The 17,323-nt window shown below is 36.6% G+C and carries 17 protein-coding genes; 1 reads left to right on the top strand and 16 read right to left on the bottom strand.

Annotation, left to right across the window (positions count from 1 at the left end):
* Positions 1-99 precede the first annotated feature (99 nt).
* The gene (locus tag KFZ58_RS09800; RefSeq protein WP_235794610.1) at positions 100-1,068 is read left to right on the top strand and encodes an asparaginase; all 969 of its coding nucleotides are present in this window, start codon (positions 100-102) and stop codon (positions 1,066-1,068) included.
* Positions 1,069-1,110: 42 nt separating this feature from the next.
* Here the strand turns inward: KFZ58_RS09800 and KFZ58_RS09805 are convergent, their stop codons facing one another.
* The 16 genes from KFZ58_RS09805 to KFZ58_RS09880 all read right to left on the bottom strand — a co-directional run bounded on the left by KFZ58_RS09805 (position 1,111) and on the right by KFZ58_RS09880 (position 17,280).
* Positions 1,111-2,082, bottom strand: coding sequence for a YpdA family putative bacillithiol disulfide reductase (locus KFZ58_RS09805; protein ID WP_235794611.1), 972 nt, complete (start codon positions 2,080-2,082; stop codon positions 1,111-1,113).
* 112 nt (positions 2,083-2,194) lie between these two features.
* Positions 2,195-3,475, bottom strand: a complete 1,281-nt coding sequence (locus tag KFZ58_RS09810) for a Glu/Leu/Phe/Val family dehydrogenase (RefSeq protein ID WP_235794612.1) — start codon at positions 3,473-3,475, stop codon at positions 2,195-2,197.
* Positions 3,476-3,648: 173 nt separating this feature from the next.
* Positions 3,649-4,230, bottom strand: a complete 582-nt coding sequence (locus KFZ58_RS09815; protein ID WP_235794613.1) for a genetic competence negative regulator — start codon at positions 4,228-4,230, stop codon at positions 3,649-3,651.
* Between the two features lie 243 nt (positions 4,231-4,473).
* Positions 4,474-4,791 (bottom strand): hypothetical protein, encoded by a 318-nt coding sequence (locus KFZ58_RS09820; protein WP_235794614.1) that lies wholly within the window; start codon positions 4,789-4,791, stop codon positions 4,474-4,476.
* Between the two features lies 1 nt (position 4,792).
* Positions 4,793-5,371 (bottom strand): CPBP family intramembrane glutamic endopeptidase, encoded by a 579-nt coding sequence (locus tag KFZ58_RS09825; protein WP_235794615.1) that lies wholly within the window; start codon positions 5,369-5,371, stop codon positions 4,793-4,795.
* Positions 5,358-6,908, bottom strand: a complete 1,551-nt coding sequence (locus KFZ58_RS09830) for a RecQ family ATP-dependent DNA helicase (protein WP_235794616.1) — start codon at positions 6,906-6,908, stop codon at positions 5,358-5,360. The genes KFZ58_RS09825 and KFZ58_RS09830 overlap by 14 nt, the downstream gene beginning before the upstream one ends.
* A gap of 13 nt (positions 6,909-6,921) precedes the next feature.
* Positions 6,922-8,064, bottom strand: a complete 1,143-nt coding sequence (locus KFZ58_RS09835) for a YpbB family protein (protein ID WP_235794617.1) — start codon at positions 8,062-8,064, stop codon at positions 6,922-6,924.
* Positions 8,065-8,120: 56 nt separating this feature from the next.
* The gene (locus tag KFZ58_RS09840) at positions 8,121-9,890 is read right to left on the bottom strand and encodes an ATP-binding protein (protein ID WP_235794618.1); all 1,770 of its coding nucleotides are present in this window, start codon (positions 9,888-9,890) and stop codon (positions 8,121-8,123) included.
* Positions 9,890-10,606 carry a response regulator transcription factor gene (locus tag KFZ58_RS09845; RefSeq protein WP_235794619.1) on the bottom strand — a complete coding sequence of 239 codons (717 nt, stop codon included), beginning with the start codon at positions 10,604-10,606 and terminating at the stop codon, positions 9,890-9,892. Before KFZ58_RS09845 ends, KFZ58_RS09840 begins: the two co-directional genes overlap by 1 nt.
* 105 nt (positions 10,607-10,711) lie before the next feature.
* Positions 10,712-11,908, bottom strand: a complete 1,197-nt coding sequence (ccsB, locus tag KFZ58_RS09850; protein ID WP_235794620.1) for a c-type cytochrome biogenesis protein CcsB — start codon at positions 11,906-11,908, stop codon at positions 10,712-10,714.
* 20 nt (positions 11,909-11,928) lie between these two features.
* The gene (gene resB / locus KFZ58_RS09855; protein WP_235794621.1) at positions 11,929-13,569 is read right to left on the bottom strand and encodes a cytochrome c biogenesis protein ResB; all 1,641 of its coding nucleotides are present in this window, start codon (positions 13,567-13,569) and stop codon (positions 11,929-11,931) included.
* 42 nt (positions 13,570-13,611) lie between these two features.
* Positions 13,612-14,187, bottom strand: a complete 576-nt coding sequence (resA, locus tag KFZ58_RS09860; RefSeq protein WP_235791156.1) for a thiol-disulfide oxidoreductase ResA — start codon at positions 14,185-14,187, stop codon at positions 13,612-13,614.
* 66 nt (positions 14,188-14,253) lie between these two features.
* A complete protein-coding gene (locus KFZ58_RS09865) occupies positions 14,254-14,979 on the bottom strand; it encodes a pseudouridine synthase (RefSeq protein WP_235791157.1) in 726 nt (241 codons plus the stop codon).
* A gap of 77 nt (positions 14,980-15,056) precedes the next feature.
* Entirely contained in the window at positions 15,057-15,587 is a 531-nt protein-coding gene (locus tag KFZ58_RS09870; protein ID WP_235791158.1) for a spore maturation protein, read from the bottom strand.
* A 2-nt stretch (positions 15,588-15,589) separates the two neighbouring features.
* Positions 15,590-16,177 (bottom strand): nucleoside recognition domain-containing protein, encoded by a 588-nt coding sequence (locus KFZ58_RS09875; protein WP_235791159.1) that lies wholly within the window; start codon positions 16,175-16,177, stop codon positions 15,590-15,592.
* A gap of 2 nt (positions 16,178-16,179) precedes the next feature.
* The gene (locus KFZ58_RS09880; protein WP_235791160.1) at positions 16,180-17,280 is read right to left on the bottom strand and encodes a D-alanyl-D-alanine carboxypeptidase family protein; all 1,101 of its coding nucleotides are present in this window, start codon (positions 17,278-17,280) and stop codon (positions 16,180-16,182) included.
* Between the last annotated feature and the right edge of the window lie 43 nt (positions 17,281-17,323).

A 17,323-nucleotide genomic window follows, 5' to 3' on the forward strand; every position in this document is an offset into this window, starting at 1 on the left:
TCAAGTGAGTATAAAGTATCTTAGGGTTGTTGTTTATATTTTTCAAAGTTAGTATTAAAAATAGGGTGAAAACAAATAGTGTTGAAGTAGGTGAACAATATGAAAAATATCTTACTTATTCATACAGGTGGAACAATTTCCATGCTGGAAAATAAAGAAACGGGGGAAGTTACCACTGCAGAGGAACATCCATTAACGGCTATATCTGATCATCTTCATGCATATGCGAATGTTGATGAAATAATTGAATTTGATCTTCCATCACCGCAAATAACCCCACAGCATATGCTTAAATTGGCCAAAAAAATTGAGCAAGTGATCTCCATGTATGATGGAATAGTTGTGACACATGGTACAGATACATTAGAAGAAACTGCTTACTTTTTGGATTTAGTTCTTGAGACAGAAAAACCGATTATTTTAACCGGAGCAATGCGATCCAGTAATGAAATCGGGTCAGACGCATTATATAATTTAATTAGCTCTTTAAGGGTTAGTGTTGAGGACGAAGCATCTCGTAAGGGCGTCTTGGTAGTAATGAATGACGAAATACATACTGCTAAGCATGTAACAAAAACTTCGACAAGCAATATTGCTACATTTCAAAGTCCGCAATATGGGCCGATTGGTATTATTACAAAAGACGCCATCTTATTTCATCATACAATTCTTTCGAGACATACGAATAAAATTCATAACATATCCAAAAATGTATTTTTGCTAAAATCATATGCTGGAATGGATGCGCGGCTCCTTGAAGCGATATATCAGGCAAAGGCGGATGGTATTGTAATTGAAGGACTTGGACAGGGAAATTTACCAAAAGAAACATTGGAAACACTTAAAAAAATAATGGATGATCATATTCCGGTGATTCTTACTTCAAGATGTTATCAAGGGACTGTACAGCCAACGTATAGCTATGATGGAGGAGGAAAACACTTAAAAGAAATGGGGGTGATTTTAGCAAACAGCTTAACAGGCCCCAAGGCCAGGATTAAATTATTAATTGAACTAGAAAACACTACGAATGGTGAAATATTAAGACAAAGTTTTGCAAAAAACTAATAAAATGATAGCTGACGGAAAATCAGCTATCATTTATATTTTCTATTTATTAATCGCATTTGCAATCTGCTCTCCATGAAAACGTCCATTTTCTATAAATATTTTATTATTATTATAACCAGCTGCTATAACACCAGCTACATATAATCCGGGTATATTTGTTTCATAGGTGTTTTCATTAAAATGAGGGGTCCCGTTTTGCTCATCAATTGATATTCCTATATCTTTTAGAAAATGTAAATCAGGTTTATAGCCGGTCATTGCAAATACAAAGTCATTTTTAAGTTTATGTGTTTTCTCGTCAGTTGTGTAATGAATATGATTCTTTTCAATTGCTGTAACTTCTGAATTGAAATGCATTTGAACAATGCCTTTTCTTATTAAAGAGTCAAATTCCGGGAGTATCCAAGGTTTTATGCTCTTCGAATACGCCTCTCCACGATAAAATACCGTGACATTAGCACCGGCTTTGTGAAGCTCCAATGTCGCATCCACTGCAGAATTTTTCCCGCCAATAACTGCAACATCCTTGTTATAAAAAGGATGTGCCTCCTTAAAATAATGCATGACTTTGTCTGAGTTTTCACCAGGAATATTCATGTAATTGGGCTGATCATAATATCCGGTAGCAATGACTACATGGACCGCCCGATATTGTTGTCTTTCTCCTGTATTTTTCTTTGTACTTAGTTGAAAATCGTTCTCAGCAAGTTTAACGCCGACGACTTTTTCATATGTATTTATACGCAAATATTTCCGGTCGGCGACTGTTCGGTAGTAAGCTAAGGCCTGGTTTCTGACGGGTTTTTGTTTTTCCGTAATAAAAGGCATTTCTCCAATTTCCAATTTATCACTTGAGCTAAAAAATGTTTGATGTGTCGGGAAATTATAAATTGTGTTTACTACGTTTCCTTTTTCTATAATTAACGGGTTAATCCCATACTTTTGTAATTCAATGGCACAAGACATTCCACATGGACCACCGCCAATAATAATAACGTTTTCTTCCTGCAAAGATATACACTTCCTTTATGTGAATTCCTACTTAACATACGCACTTAAAAAAACTCCTATCCAATTATACCTGATAAGAGTTTTTTCGTCATATTGTTTGATCATTAGATGGCTAAACCCATCCACGAAATCTCGAAGCTTCTGCCATCTTTCTGACGCCAACCATATATGCTGCCAGGCGCATATCGACACGTCTGGTTTTGGCCGTATTAAAGATTTGATTAAATGATTTAATCATAATTTCATGTAGCTTTTTGTCTATTTCTTCTTCTGTCCAATAGTAGCCTTGATTGTTTTGTACCCATTCAAAATAGGAGACAGTAACTCCACCGGAAGAAGCCATTACATCTGGAACCAAAAGAATTCCTCTATCAGATAGAATCTTTGTACCACCCATCGTTGTAGGTCCATTCGCTGCTTCCACTACAATATCTGCCTTAATATTATGTGCGTTCTCCTCTGTAATTTGATTCTCTACAGCTGCTGGAACCAAAATGTCACAATCCAATTCAAGTACTTCTTTATTTGTTATTGTACTATTGAAGAGCTTCGTAACCGTTCCGAAACTATCTCTTCTATCTAAAAGATAGTCAATATCAAGCCCATCCGGATCATGCAATCCACCATAAGCATCTGAAATTCCAACTATTTTTGCTCCTGCGTCATGCAAGAATTTCGCAAGGAAACTGCCAGCGTTTCCAAATCCTTGAACAACAATCCTTGACCCTTTTACATTTAAGCCTCTTTTCTTAGCAGCTTCATTAATACAAATTGTAACACCTTTTGCAGTTGCAGATTCTCTTCCATGTGATCCCCCAAGCGCGATCGGTTTACCAGTAATAAAACCGGGACTGTTAAATTCGTCAATTCGACTATATTCATCCATCATCCAAGCCATAATTTGTGAATTTGTAAATACATCCGGTGCTGGAATATCCTTATTAGGACCTACAATTTGACTAATTGCACGAACATATCCACGACTTAAGCCCTCAAGTTCACGGAAGGACATTTCTCTAGGATCACAGACGATCCCGCCTTTACCACCTCCATATGGTAAATCTACTATACCGGCTTTTAAACTCATCCAAATGGACAATGCTTTAACTTCTGTTTCTGTTACATTGGGATGAAATCTGATCCCACCTTTTGTTGGGCCAACCGCATCATTGTGCTGCGCGCGATATCCCGTAAAAACTTTAATGGATCCATCATCCATACGAACAGGGATCCTTACTGTCATCATGCGGATTGGGTCTTTTAAAAGCTCAAAAACTTCATCAGGGTAACCCAACTTTTCCAACGCGGTTTTTACAACAGTTCGTGTTGAACTTAAAACATCCATATTTTTATCGTCTTCTTTGGTAGAATCTGCTGCTTTTTCGGCTACCATGAATTTACCTCCTAGAATATCCATAAATATTTTAGATATAGCTGTACTCAGACAATAGTATACACCTTCATGATAAATATGCAATAAAATAAAATCATTTTTATCTCGTATATTTGATGCTGTATTTTTCTCTTTTGACAATTGTGTATGTGTTTTCTTCATGTTTGCATACGTTATGAATAAAAGACCTGGACAATTTGTTTAACTGCATCCGATGTATAAATAGCCTTTCCATATTCCTTTAACTTATAATGCGTAATAATACTTGGGTTCGCATACTCAGACATGATTGCGATGATGTCTTCTTTGATTTTATCTTCTAGATCATTGTCATCTAATAACATATAATAAAGGTTATCCATATAATATACTTGCCCACCCATTACCGAGAGCGCTGACAAATAAGATGTTACTTGGATCACATTCTCAAATTCTTCAAAGGAAAATAGTAATTCCTCACTTTCATCCAATGTGACTTTCATCTCGACGAAATCCTCATCCCAACTCTTACTTTCGAAATTTTGTGTAACAATAACATGCATGCCTTGTGCTTGCATTAAATGTACTTGAACAAGCAACATTCCTTCTAGTTCAAATCCCAACTCTGTACTGGCTTCATACATCATATCACTAAACAGATTACGGACACTTGACGCATCATGCCACAAATCATCTCTTGTAAACCCACGTTCAATTAGGTCATCAAATGTTAGAAATATCCTAAATTGATTATCGGTCAACCGCTCAATACGCATACAGTATCCTCCCTCGTATAACTGTTTTAAATAAATTTAAATGGGGTTAAAAATCATTTACCTCTTCTATTTATAGAAGCAAATCTCACCTAAAATTAATCCTTTATACACTATATGCCTTTTACGTAATTGTTGAACGTAACATATATTTTTAAATTCGCTTTTTTATCCTATTACTTATCCTTCACCAAGCCATTGATTTGTATTACTGCGTTCATCCTGTGAAAAGTGAATATCCAGGAACTACAAATTGCTTATCACCGTAATCAGTTCTTCTCCCCACAGGAGATAGGCTCCTGTCAATACACCTAAAAGTAGAATAAAAACAATTAAAAAACGCAGTAGCGGGATACCCATTTTTATATGTGTACGTTGCTTAATTTTACGATGTACTTCTTTTCTTGGAGGCAAATTTAACACATCAACTTCCCGCTCTTGCGCTTCTGTTTCATCTATTACTGTTGACTGGGTCTTGTCTTGAGTATCTCCCTGCTGCACCTCATCCAACAGGGACATGAGCGTTACCGCCTGGTCCTCTTGATTACTTGATTTATTATTCATTCTATAAAGCACCCCATTTTTGAAAACGAATAAGTAATCCTAATAAAAAATCAACTGTAAAATGAGCAGTTATCGTTACAAGTAAATTACCTGTTATTTCAAACATGTACCCAATATAAAAACTGACAAACAATACGGAGATTAGTAAGACAGGTTTTTTCAAATAACGAAAGTGAATGAGTGCAAATAATACACTGGTAAACACGTAACCAAAGGTTGTCTGAATGACACCTCTAAATAAGATTTCCTCCGAAACAGCTACTACAAGAGAGAGAATAAATATATAAGCAATGGACTGATTTTTAAATATCCTTTCATTAATTCCTCCATCATCATAATAGCGTTTTGGGAAAACTACCATTAGCAGTATATCGATAAAAACAATAATGAGCCCTGGAATGACTCCATAATAGACAATTTCATGTACATCCCATTCAATGTATATAAGCCATTCAGATAAATTATCGAATAAAAATATGCTGAGTATGAAACCAATAAATAGGAATATAAACTGTGATAGCAATAATTGTTTTTTTAACTCTTCATCTGATATCATCTTAATTATTTCACTTTGTTTCATCAGTTGCCCCAACTAATAGTAATTTTTTTAGTTTATCCTGCCACGTTGTTGCAGGAGTTTCCTGTATACGCTTTTCAACTGGTTTCCAATTTGCAAATGAAAATCCGCAATTGCTGCAACATTGGTATTTGGCATTGCTATAAGAGGATTGAAAGCTTTTATATAAATGTTTTCTTAGACATTCCTTTTCGTGGATCCACGTGAGCATTTCCCTTAATTTGTTCTCTTTTAGTGAAGAACGGTCGATTCGATGCTTATTGATTTGTTGAAATGCTTGTTCCCAATTTTTCTGCTGATAAATAATTCTATTTCCCTCAATCATACCATGCTTTCCAAATTGATAGGTTAAAAAACGCCATTGTATTTCATTGATTTGGAATAAATTCTCTACTTGCGTCATATCGCTGGGAAGTAATTCTCCAGCTTGATATAACTCATATAATTGGTTAAATACCAATTCTAAATCATCCACTGTTGGGAGCTCATTTTTTATGATTTTTCTTGGAAGATATTCATCCTTCTTAGAGAATAACAATAAACTGACACTCGACTCTCCATCTCTTCCGGCACGGCCTACCTCCTGAATGTATGCTTCTATTTGCGTAGGTAGATGAAAATGTATAACTAGGCGAATATTATCTTTATTGACCCCCATTCCGAATGCGCTTGTACAGCATATAACGTCCAATTGATCATTCATAAATTGTTGCTGAATCGTAATTCGGTCATATTGTTCCATTCCCCCATGGTAAAATGCAATTCGCTTTAAAGGCAGCTGTTCAGAGAGGATTCGGGCTGTGTTTTCCGCCATTTTTCTGCTTGAAAAATAAATTAATGCAGGAACCTGGTAGTTTGAAAGTACCTTGGTAATTATTGATTGTTTCTCCGTATCATCAGCAACCTGCTCAATATTAAAGGCAATATTATCTCTGTCCATCGGATAAATGTGTTTTGTAATGTTCGGCGTATTTAAAGCAGAGATAATATCCTGCTGTACGTCTGGTGTCGCTGTTGCACTTAATGCTAATAAAGGCGGATTATGAAGTGATTGTATAATAGAGGCAAGCTTCAGATAATCCGGCCGAAATTCATGCCCCCATTGGGATATACAATGTGCTTCATCGATAACGAATAAACGTATCTTTAAGTTGCGCAAATACCCCATGATCTCATTCTTCTGTAATAATTCAGGAGAAATATAGATTAACTTATACCTATGTAAGTGATCATATGCACGTTTTCTTTCTAGTGGTGGCATAAAACTATTCAATGCGATAGCCTCTTTAAAATTCACAGCTTTTAATTGTTTCACCTGATCTACCATTAACGAAATAAGGGGAGAGACAACAATCACTGTTCCATCTAACAATGCGGCAGGCAATTGGTAGCAAATCGATTTACCAGAACCGGTGGGCAGAATCCCTAGTACATCTTTTCCTTTCATAATATCTTCTATAATTTGTTTTTGCCCTAAACGAAAAGCTGTGTAGTTAAAATGGGTTTTCAAGCTATCCTCCAGCATAATTTGGGAATTCATTTTATGGTACACCTCATTTCATCAGATCTTTGGTCTTGGCCAGAACTAAACGTATCTGAAAATAACTTATGTCAGCATCGACCAGTAGCTTTATATTTTTTAATTTCGTCGACTTTATTTTGTTAAAGGCGTTCATAATATCCTGCTGGCTTTCTTTACTCACATAATCATCTATAGGAAAATCTGCTTTATATAAGGCGATTTCCACAATGTGATCATAGATAGTGTTACGCTTTAAATGTCTCATTTTAGAAATATTATCAATCGAATAATCTTTTTGTAATAATTGATAAGTCGTATTTGCAGAAGCTGTCACAGGCGATTTATACAATAGATCATTTGTTAACATACGCATAAACGGATAATGGCTTTGTTCTTTTTCTACTATCTGTAACATGCGATGCGTTATTGCTGTAGACAATAACGTTACATCATCCGATGTCATCTTATACTTATCTGCCAGTTGATTCACGCTCATGCCATAGTTTTTAAAACCAGTTAATCGATCTACAAACATTCTTGCTTCATGATTCGGGAAAAAATGCAGGAGATTAGATAATTCATCATGCAGTACCGGTAATAATTTAGTTTCGTGAGGCTTCATATTTTTATAAAATGATCTTACCCAGTTTTCAATCGGCGTTTTATCAATTACCGGAATAAAGGAAAAGGACTTCATTTTACTGTTGGTTAATGTTTGTATGAGTAATGTTAAACGATCAAGAAAAACAAGGCCAGTTTCATGATATTTTAACCCATTGTAATAATCAAACGAAAGATTTGTTCGATGTTGATTGATCCATTCTACTCCTATTTTGGTAGGTATGTAAATAGTTCCGGAACTCTGAGAAGAAGTATTCTCTTGAAGCAGTCCACTACGCATTAATTCTTTTAATTTATGTTCAAATCGCTGTTGATTTAAATGATGATATACACCATAGAATCGCTCAAGATTATACATATGTGCATCTTGAACTGTTTGGATGGATTTTTTAGCCCTTAATAAATAATAAACAGCTGCCCCCGTTCGTTCTGCATTCATCCGCAGCAAACATGACAGAATGATCCCTTCGAATAACAATGGTACTTCAACTCCCCCTAAACGTCCTACAATGATATCTACCTCTACTATAGTATAAAAAAAGAAAAATACCAACTGAATTCAGCTGGTATTTTGAATATAAAATAGTTATTGACGTACTGTTTAAAACTTCACTTGTTATTCGTTTGCGGGATTCTAAAACTAAAAGTTGTTCCCAGATTCACTTTGCTGTTTACAGTAATGACGCCATGATGTGAATCAATAATATTTTTCGCAATCGCTAGCCCTAGTCCTGTTCCTTTTTTCGATTTATTCTTTGTTCTAGCTTTATCTGCTTTGTAAAAACGTTCAAATACAAATGGTAAATCTTCTTCAGGAATACCACTCCCATTGTCTTCAATAAATACATGAAATTCATTCGAATTTGACTCAATAAACACCTTAACAAATCCAAATTCACCCGTATGTCGAATTGCATTGTCAATTAAATTTGTGAAAACCTGTTCTAACCTATCCGGATCAATTGTGACGGATGATTCGATTATATTTTTCCTAAGTGATAATTCGATTTGATTATCATTTGCTAATCCATTAAATTTCTTCATGACTCGCTCGACGTATGCTTCTACATTTACTGTTTCCATATTCAGCTGGATATTTCCAGCTTCCATGCGAGCCAGATCCAGTAATTCATTAACTAGCCGCCCCATTCGCAGTGATTCTTCATGAATGATTTGTGCAAGTTCATTTTTTTCTGATTTACTTTCTGCAACATCATCAACAATTGCTTCACTATAGCCTTGAAGCATGGAAATGGGTGTACGTAACTCGTGGGATACATTTGCTATAAAGTCTTTACGAAACTTGTCCAAACGTCTTTCCTCTGTCATATCACGGATTACGGCAACCGCCCCACGCACTTGAGACTGATCATATAATGGCGTCATCAGCATCACGTAGTTTCGCCCTTGTAAACTTATCTCATGTAAAGATTCTGACTCTCCGTCAATCACCTTTTGCAATACCTGATTTAGTTCTTTTGGCAATTTATGCGTGTCACCAGTTATTGCAATATTGTGTTCAAAATTCCAGTCCTCAATAAATTTTTCAGCAGGAGGGTTGGTTACAATCATATCACCATTTCTATTTAGAGTGACAACACCATCAGCCATCGAACTTACGATACTGGAAAACTGTTCTTTTTCCTGATGTAATGCATTAATGTGAAATTTAAGCTGCCTTCCCATTCGATTAAACGCTATAGCCAATTCACCGATTTCATCATGGGTTAAAACAGGAACCTTCGTGTTAAATTCTCCTCTGGTTAAATCAGAGACTGCCTCCCTCATTTTGATTAGAGGAGATGTTATTCGAGTTGATAGGAAAAACGCAAAAAAAGTTGTTAAAATAATGGCAATTCCAGCTGCCAGAAATATTATCCTGGTCGTTTCTGCTTTGGTTTGTTCAATAACATCGAGGGATTGATACACAAATACCGCACCATCATTCGTTAATATTGGTTCTCCTACAATCATTGCTTCAATCCCTGTGCCTGGTAAAACAATTTGTTGTCTTATGCGTTCGTTATTTGTTAACACTTCTGTTAAGTCATTTTCATTTTCTATCCAGTCCGCTTCAAATTCTGCCAAGTTTTCATTAGCACTATCGGAAACCCATATGTCTCCATCATCGAATATGATTGCAATTCGACTATCCGGGGCTTGTATTCGTTCCGTTGTTTCAAGAACCGTTGATCTATTCGGTTGCTGTTCAACTAACTCGGAAACTTTAGTAGCCGTTTGCATCATTTCTTTCTCTGCTTCATCGATATGGAATTCCTCAAAAAACTGCAATAATAAAATTGTCAATATAAGTAAGACAAAGGAAACCAGCAATAATATAGTTAGTGCCAGTTTGCCAACTACACTGCGCCAGAACATTATACTTCATCTACCTCAAATTTATATCCGACACCCCATACCGTTACAATCATCTTTGCAGCTTCTGGGGAAATACTATTTAATTTTTCTCGCAGGCGTTTCACATGTGTATCAACTGTACGTAAGTCACCAAAAAATTCATATTGCCAAACTTCTTTTAACAATTCCTCGCGATGAAATACCTTATCTGGTGATTTTGCAAGGAAGCAAAGTAATTCATATTCTTTCGGTGTTAAGGCTACCTCTTTGCCATCAGCGGTTACCCGGTGTGCATCATGATCTATCGTTAAATGAGGGAAAACAAGGATATCTCTTGCCTCTACATCTGCATCTTTAAAAGAGGAGGAGGATACTCTTCGTAGTAAAGCTTTTACACGTAGGACGACTTCTCTCGGACTAAATGGCTTTACGATATAATCATCAGCCCCCGTTTCAAATCCCTGTACCCGATTACTCTCTTCACCTTTAGCTGTCAGCATAATTACCGGCGTTTCTTTTTCTTTTCTTAATTCCCGGCAAACTTCGATACCATCCATTTTTGGCATCATAATATCCAATAAAATAACACTATAATCATTTTTTAGCGCTTTTTGGAGGGCATCCGCTCCATTTTCTGCTTCATCAATTTCATATTCGTCTCTCTCTAAATACATACGGATTAATCGTCGAATTCGCTCTTCATCATCTACTACTAATATTTTACCGGCTGTGTCCATTAAAAATTCCCCCTTATTCGACTTTATCTAAAGTATAAACCAAGCTCGGTTAAAAGTATAAGAAAAAGCAAGGCATCATCGCTATGACACCTTGCTAAAAATGATCTAAGCATAGGAATGTAAACCAGCTAAGACTAGATTTACAACAATTAGGTTAAACATAATTATAGCAAATCCAATCACAGCGAGCCAAGCGGACCTCTCCCCATGCCAACCTCTTGAAAGTCTTAAATGCAAGTATGCAGCATAGAAAAACCATGTGATTAATGCCCAAACCTCTTTCGGATCCCATCCCCAGAAACGGTCCCAGGCGATTTGCGCCCATATAGAAGCAAATATTAAACCACCGAGTGTAAATAACGGGAATCCAATTGCTACTGCGCGATAATTAATTTCATCCAAAAGATCTGGTTTTGTGCTTTTAAGAATGGGCTGAAGGGCTGCTCCGATTCGTTTTCTTACAATTAATCGAACCAATCCGTATATGATGGATCCCGTAATGACGGACCATATCACTGTATTAAATTTCCTGCCTGCATCTGCACCCTGCATCCACCCGGGTGCTTCGAACCATGGCTGCATTGCATCTTCTGTAATTAACGTTCCTTCGTTCGGCCCGGCAATTGCTGGCAGCTGATAATCTGTTGTCACCGTACTGTTTTGTTCCGTATACTCAAATGTTGCATTATAATCCGCTAAATTAAAGGCTGTTGTTATCACAATAAAGCCGACAAATAGGAATAACGTATATAGAACAATCTCTAACCAAGTCGTCCGTTTACTTCTTGCAGATTGGTCAATTTGTCTAATTAAATAAATCAACCCAGCAACAAAACTAATAGCAAGTATTCCCTGTGCTAAAGCAACGGTTGTTACATGTATGTACAACCAATGGCTTTGCAGGGATGGCACCAACGGAGCAATTTCAGTTGGAAACATACTCGCATATGCAATCATAATCATTGCTATCGGTAATGCAAATAGTCCTAAGACATTAAGTTTGTATATAAAGTAAAGAATGATAAACGCCAATACCATACACATACCAAAAAATGTCATAAACTCAAATAAATTACTTACCGGAGCATGTCCACTTGCTATCCATCTGGTGATAAAATAACCGAGTTGTGAAATTAAACCAATAATGGTTAGTGTAATACCAATTTTACTTGCCGTATTTTTTTTGCTTTTTTTTGTTGTACGCTTATCCCTTATGGTCACGCTAAAGAAAAATGTCGCGATTAAGTAAAGTACAAAAGCTGTATAAAGCAATGTACTGCTTATGCTTACTAAACTACTCATTCGTACAGGCCCTCCTCATACTATTCATCCAATTCCTTCTGATCTTCCACCATTTTAATGTTCGTATCTTCAATTACGTTCTCAATGTCTTTTTGTATACCAAACCAGTTTTTATTCGTATGAGCAGCCAGCAATAATCCATCGCCTTTTGGATGAATCCAAATTCTTCTATGATACCAGTACATTCCCTGAATGACACCAATCATGAAAATTGCTGCACCTAACCCGAAAAATGGTAACGTATAATCGCGTCGAACTGTTAATCCACTTACATCATGCATTTCAAAGTCTTGTATACTTACGTTATATTGATTCTCTCCGGTTGCATCAATATTTCTACCTATTCCTAAGAAACTTACCTCAGCAGTATCGCCACCAGGAGGGGTAACGTATAATACAAACGCCGGATTTCTCGGATAATTTGTTTCGGAAGCAGGTTCTCCATTATCATCCAAATAATAGTCCGGATAGTACTGGCCTATCTCTACATGGAATCCATTTTCCAATTCATACTCCGTCTCCGGTGATGTTAAATCAATCGTAAATGTGTCTAGCGCTTCTTCGCTCTCATCATCTGTTTCGTGAATTTTAAAGGACATATTTGTGAACTCATTTAACTGGTACCCAGCCTGATATAATGTATATCCATCAAATTTAAGGGGATGATTCAATCGAATTTCATCTTCTGTAATTGGTTTTAGTTCAGGATCTGCTCCAGTAACAGCTCCTTCCTCTGCTTTGGAAATAACAACATTGGTTTGATAATTACTTGCTACCATGCCCTCTTGCTCAATCGCTTCGCTGAATCGTTCATCATTTTCATCATGTGTTTCGAAAATAAATTCCTTATTTTCTATATAGTACTCCCCTTCAGTACCGGGGATAACTGTTTCCTCGCCTTCTCTTACCCATACGTATTCATCCATGTATAAAGCAGGGGTAAAACGCAATATTGCTGCAAGTAAGATGATTATTAATCCAATATGATTCACATATGGACCCCATCTGGAAAATCTGCCTTTTTCAGCGAGGATATGTCCATTTTCGTCTCTGACTTTATAACGTTTTTTCTTTAAGTTCTCTTTTACGTGTTGGATCTCCTCACCTGAAACTGTTTCTGTTTCACTATACAAGCGCTGTCTGTTTAAAAACGTTTCATGTCGCTTTGCTTTTTGATTCTTTAATGCTTTATACAGTGGAACAAATCTGTCGATACTGCAAATCACCAGTGAAATACCAATTAATGCGATTAACATGATGTACCACCATGAACTGTACAAATTATGTAGGCCTAATTGATAATAGATAAGACCGAACAGGCCATATCTGTCTTCATAAAAAATTGCCGGGTCACGGGACTCTGCATCTGCAGGTATGTACATTTCCTGTGGTAGAATAGAACCAACCGCTGAAGCCAATAATGTGATAACAATCAGCCACACGCCAACTTTTACCGAAGAAAAAAAGCTCCATATTTTATCGATTATCGATTTATTATAGGTTTGTGATCTGCGCGCGCTACCATCATAGCGCATATTTAGAAGCTTTTTCCCTTCGTTTCCATCAATATGCTGATTCCCTTCTACTGGTTTGCCGCAAGCCTCACAGAGAACCGTTCCCTCGGGATTAACATGCCCGCACTCACATTTTATTTGTTTCATTCAAATCCCTCACAATGATTTTTTCTTAAAGTGCGTGTACACTTATAATTCAGGTTGAATATCCTGCAGGTGTCCTTCTAATCGCTCTAGTGTTAAAGCACCGTTTACTACTTCCTCAATTTCTCCATCTGGGTTAATAAAGAAAGTACTTGGAATCGGTCCAACTTTGTATAAGTCCATTACTTCCTCATTCGCATCATGCGGAACTGGAAAGGTAAGATCAAATGTATCAATAAACCGATCGACAACTAATGTTGTTGCATCTAAACTGACTGCAATTATTTCCACCCCTTTATCTTTATATTCAGGGTATAATTCTTGCATATATGGCATTTCATCCTTACAAGGTTCACACCAGGTGCCCCAAAAATTAAGCATAACACCCTTTCCTTCCAGATCACTCAGCTGCACTGTTTCCAATTCATTATTATCATTGATTTGCTGTAATTTAAAATCAGGTGCTTTATCACCAGCACTGTAAATCGTACTATCTTGCTGGAAGTTAGATACTAATGCATAAACTACTGCAACCAATAATACTGCAAGAACAGCCGATCTAAATATTAACCGATTTCTTTTTTTGCCTTTTTTCTTTTTCTTGATTTGGTTTAAACTCAACTGAGACCACCCCCGCTCATTATAGCATGCATGCAACACGTTAAATTTGTCTATTGTTTAACAATTTTATTTACTGTATTTCATTTGTTTAATTTCTTTCGGTGTTAAGGCTCTATAGTTACCAGGTTGGAGACCATCTAAGGTTAACATCCCGTATTTTTCCCGCTTCAGCTTCATTACAGGATATCCCAGATGCTCCATCATTCGTCTGATGTGTTTATTTTTACCTTCATGTAATGTAATTTCCAAGATCATTGTATTCTTTTTCTTATCTGTAGATAAAACGTTATACGAGTAAGCTTTCAAGGTATCTTTTTCATCTTTAATTCCTTTACGCAGCTGTCCTAATTCCATTTTGCTTGGTATTCCTTTTACTTTAGCCACATATACCTTTTCGACTTCATACTTCGGGTGCATTAACAGATTAGCAAAATCTCCGTCATTTGTTAATAATAAAATCCCTGAGGTATCATAATCCAGTCTTCCAATTGGAAAAATACGTTCCGTGACTCCTTCCAAGAGATCGGTAACTACTTTTCTCCCCTTATCATCCTTAACGCTTGAAATAACGCCACGAGGCTTATATAACATATAGTATACAGGTGCCTCTTTTTCTAAGGGTACACCATCCACTTCAATCTTGTCACTTGCTGAAACTTTCGTACCTAATTCTGTCACGACCCTTTCATTGACCTTTACTTTTCTATCAACAATGAGCTGTTCCGCTTTTCTTCTTGACGTAATCCCACTTTGTGCGATAACCTTTTGCAGTCTTTCTTCTGTGTTTGACATGTATACCACCAAATTTTAATTTATTTTTTTCTTACATAATAATAGCGTTAACTTTATGTTAACGCTACTTAAACGCATTATCCAAATACAATTGTAACAACAATGATAGATGCAAGTATACCAATTAAATCGGCCAATAGTCCAACCTTTAGTGCATATCTCATTTTTTTAATACCAATGGCACCGAAATATACGGTTAAAATATACAATGTTGTATCTGTACTACCCTGCATGGTTGATGCCAATCTGCCAATAAATGAATCAGGGCCATGGCTGTCAATTAATTCTGTAGTCATTCCAAGTGCAGCATTACCTGAGATAGGCCTTACTAATGCGAGTGGAATGATATCTGGTGGAATACCAACAGCTACTAAAAATGGTGAAATTAGATTGATAAATGCTTCCAGTGCTCCTGAACTTCTCAGTATTGAAATGGAAACAATCATGCCTACTAAAAAAGGAAGTAAAGTAAATGCCATTTTGACACCTTCCTTTCCTCCTTCCACAAACGTTTCATATGCAGGTACCCGTTTCCATGTCGCAACAACAAGTACAAGCAATATAAACACAGGTATAAGCCATGTACTAACAGAAGTGATAATCCCCATTTCTATTTCCTCCAAATACTCTTATAATAGAAAAAACGATCGATTAAAACAGCACTAACGGAAGATATAACCGTAGCTATAATGGTAGTCCCTACAATTTCTGTTGGAGACACGGAGTTATACTGCATTCGAATTGCAATAACAGTTGTTGGAATGATGGTCAAACTTGACGTATTTAATGCTAAAAAGGTAATCATCGAACGCGATGCAGTATCACTATCGCCGCTTAATTGCTTCATTTGTTCCATTGCCTTTATTCCCATTGGTGTTGCCGCATTGCCCAAACCAAAAATGTTAGCCGTGATATTCGATAAAATATAACCCATTGCAGGATGATCTTTCGGTATATCGGGGAAAAGCCTGCGAATTAATGGTCTGAATAATTTGCTTAGCATATGCAGGATGCCTGCTTCTTCAGCAACCTTCATAATACCAAGCCAAAATACCAATACACTGATTAATCCGATAGACAGTGTAACTGCTTCATCTGCGCTCTCAAATATAGCTTCATTCACCTGATCCATTGTTCCATTGAATATGGCATAAACTATGCCGATGATAGCCATACATGCCCATATAATATTAACCATATTTAATCCAACCCTGTAACTTTCTTGTATGTCGATAATACATTAGAGAAAAAGCCTTTTCCCCGTATGTCCAATTGATCATTAAAAATAGGCGTTTCCGCTATTTGTTCCCCATCAAGATGAAACATAGTTTTGCCGATTATATCATCTGTCCTTCCCCTATTTTCATTAAGTAAATATGTTTGTTTATCAACATCCGCCATTTCTCCTTCCGTTAATGGGAAAAGAACATTATGATGTAAATAGCCAATTGTTTCCTTATCTGATCCCTTAAGACGGTATTTCTCTTGCCCCTCTTCAGCGATTGATGTCATATCATAATTTTCAAATCCCCATTCAAACAAATTTATATGATCCTGCCAATCATCAGGAGCATTGATCGTTACAGCAATAAGATCCATTCCATTTTTGTTTGCCGAAGATACCAGTGTTCTTCCAGCGGTTCTCGTATACCCTGTTTTACCACCAGTACTATTTTCGTATAATTGGGTTAACAATTTATTTTTATTTTGCCAACTATATGATCTTCTGTCAGATTTATATGTTTTCGTCCCGACTATCTCTCTGAATTGGTCGTTATCCATCGCATATCTCATAAGCATTGCCATATCATATGCCGTAGAATAATGATTGTCCGAATCAAGCCCGTGTGGATTTTCAAAACTGGAATTTGTCATCCCCAACCACCTTGCTTTTTCATTCATTAAATAAACAAACCCTTCCATGCTGCCACCGATATGCTCACTTATCGTAACAGCTGCATCATTCCCCGATCGTAGGATTAACCCATAGACAAGGTCTTCAATTGACATCTTTTCTCCCTGTTCTAAATAAATAGAGGATCCTTCTGTATAAATTGCTTCTCTGCTTGCTGTAGCTTCTTCCTGCATTTTACCGGATTCAACGGCAATAATAGCCGTCATTAATTTTGTTATACTGGCAATCAACTGCTCTTCATTTGCATTTTTCTCAAATAAAACCCTACCAGTCGATTGTTCTATTAATATAGCATTAGTTGCGGAAACTGTCGGTGCAGCTTGTCCACTCATTGGATGCATCAAGGTAAATATTAAAATAAGTACAATACATAAAACAATTCGCATAGCAGGTTTCCTCCCACAGGGTTGGTACTACTAGTTTATGCAG

The organism is Virgibacillus sp. NKC19-16, assembly GCF_021560035.1.
In the GTDB taxonomy this organism is placed as follows: domain Bacteria; phylum Bacillota; class Bacilli; order Bacillales; family Amphibacillaceae; genus Virgibacillus_L; species Virgibacillus_L salidurans.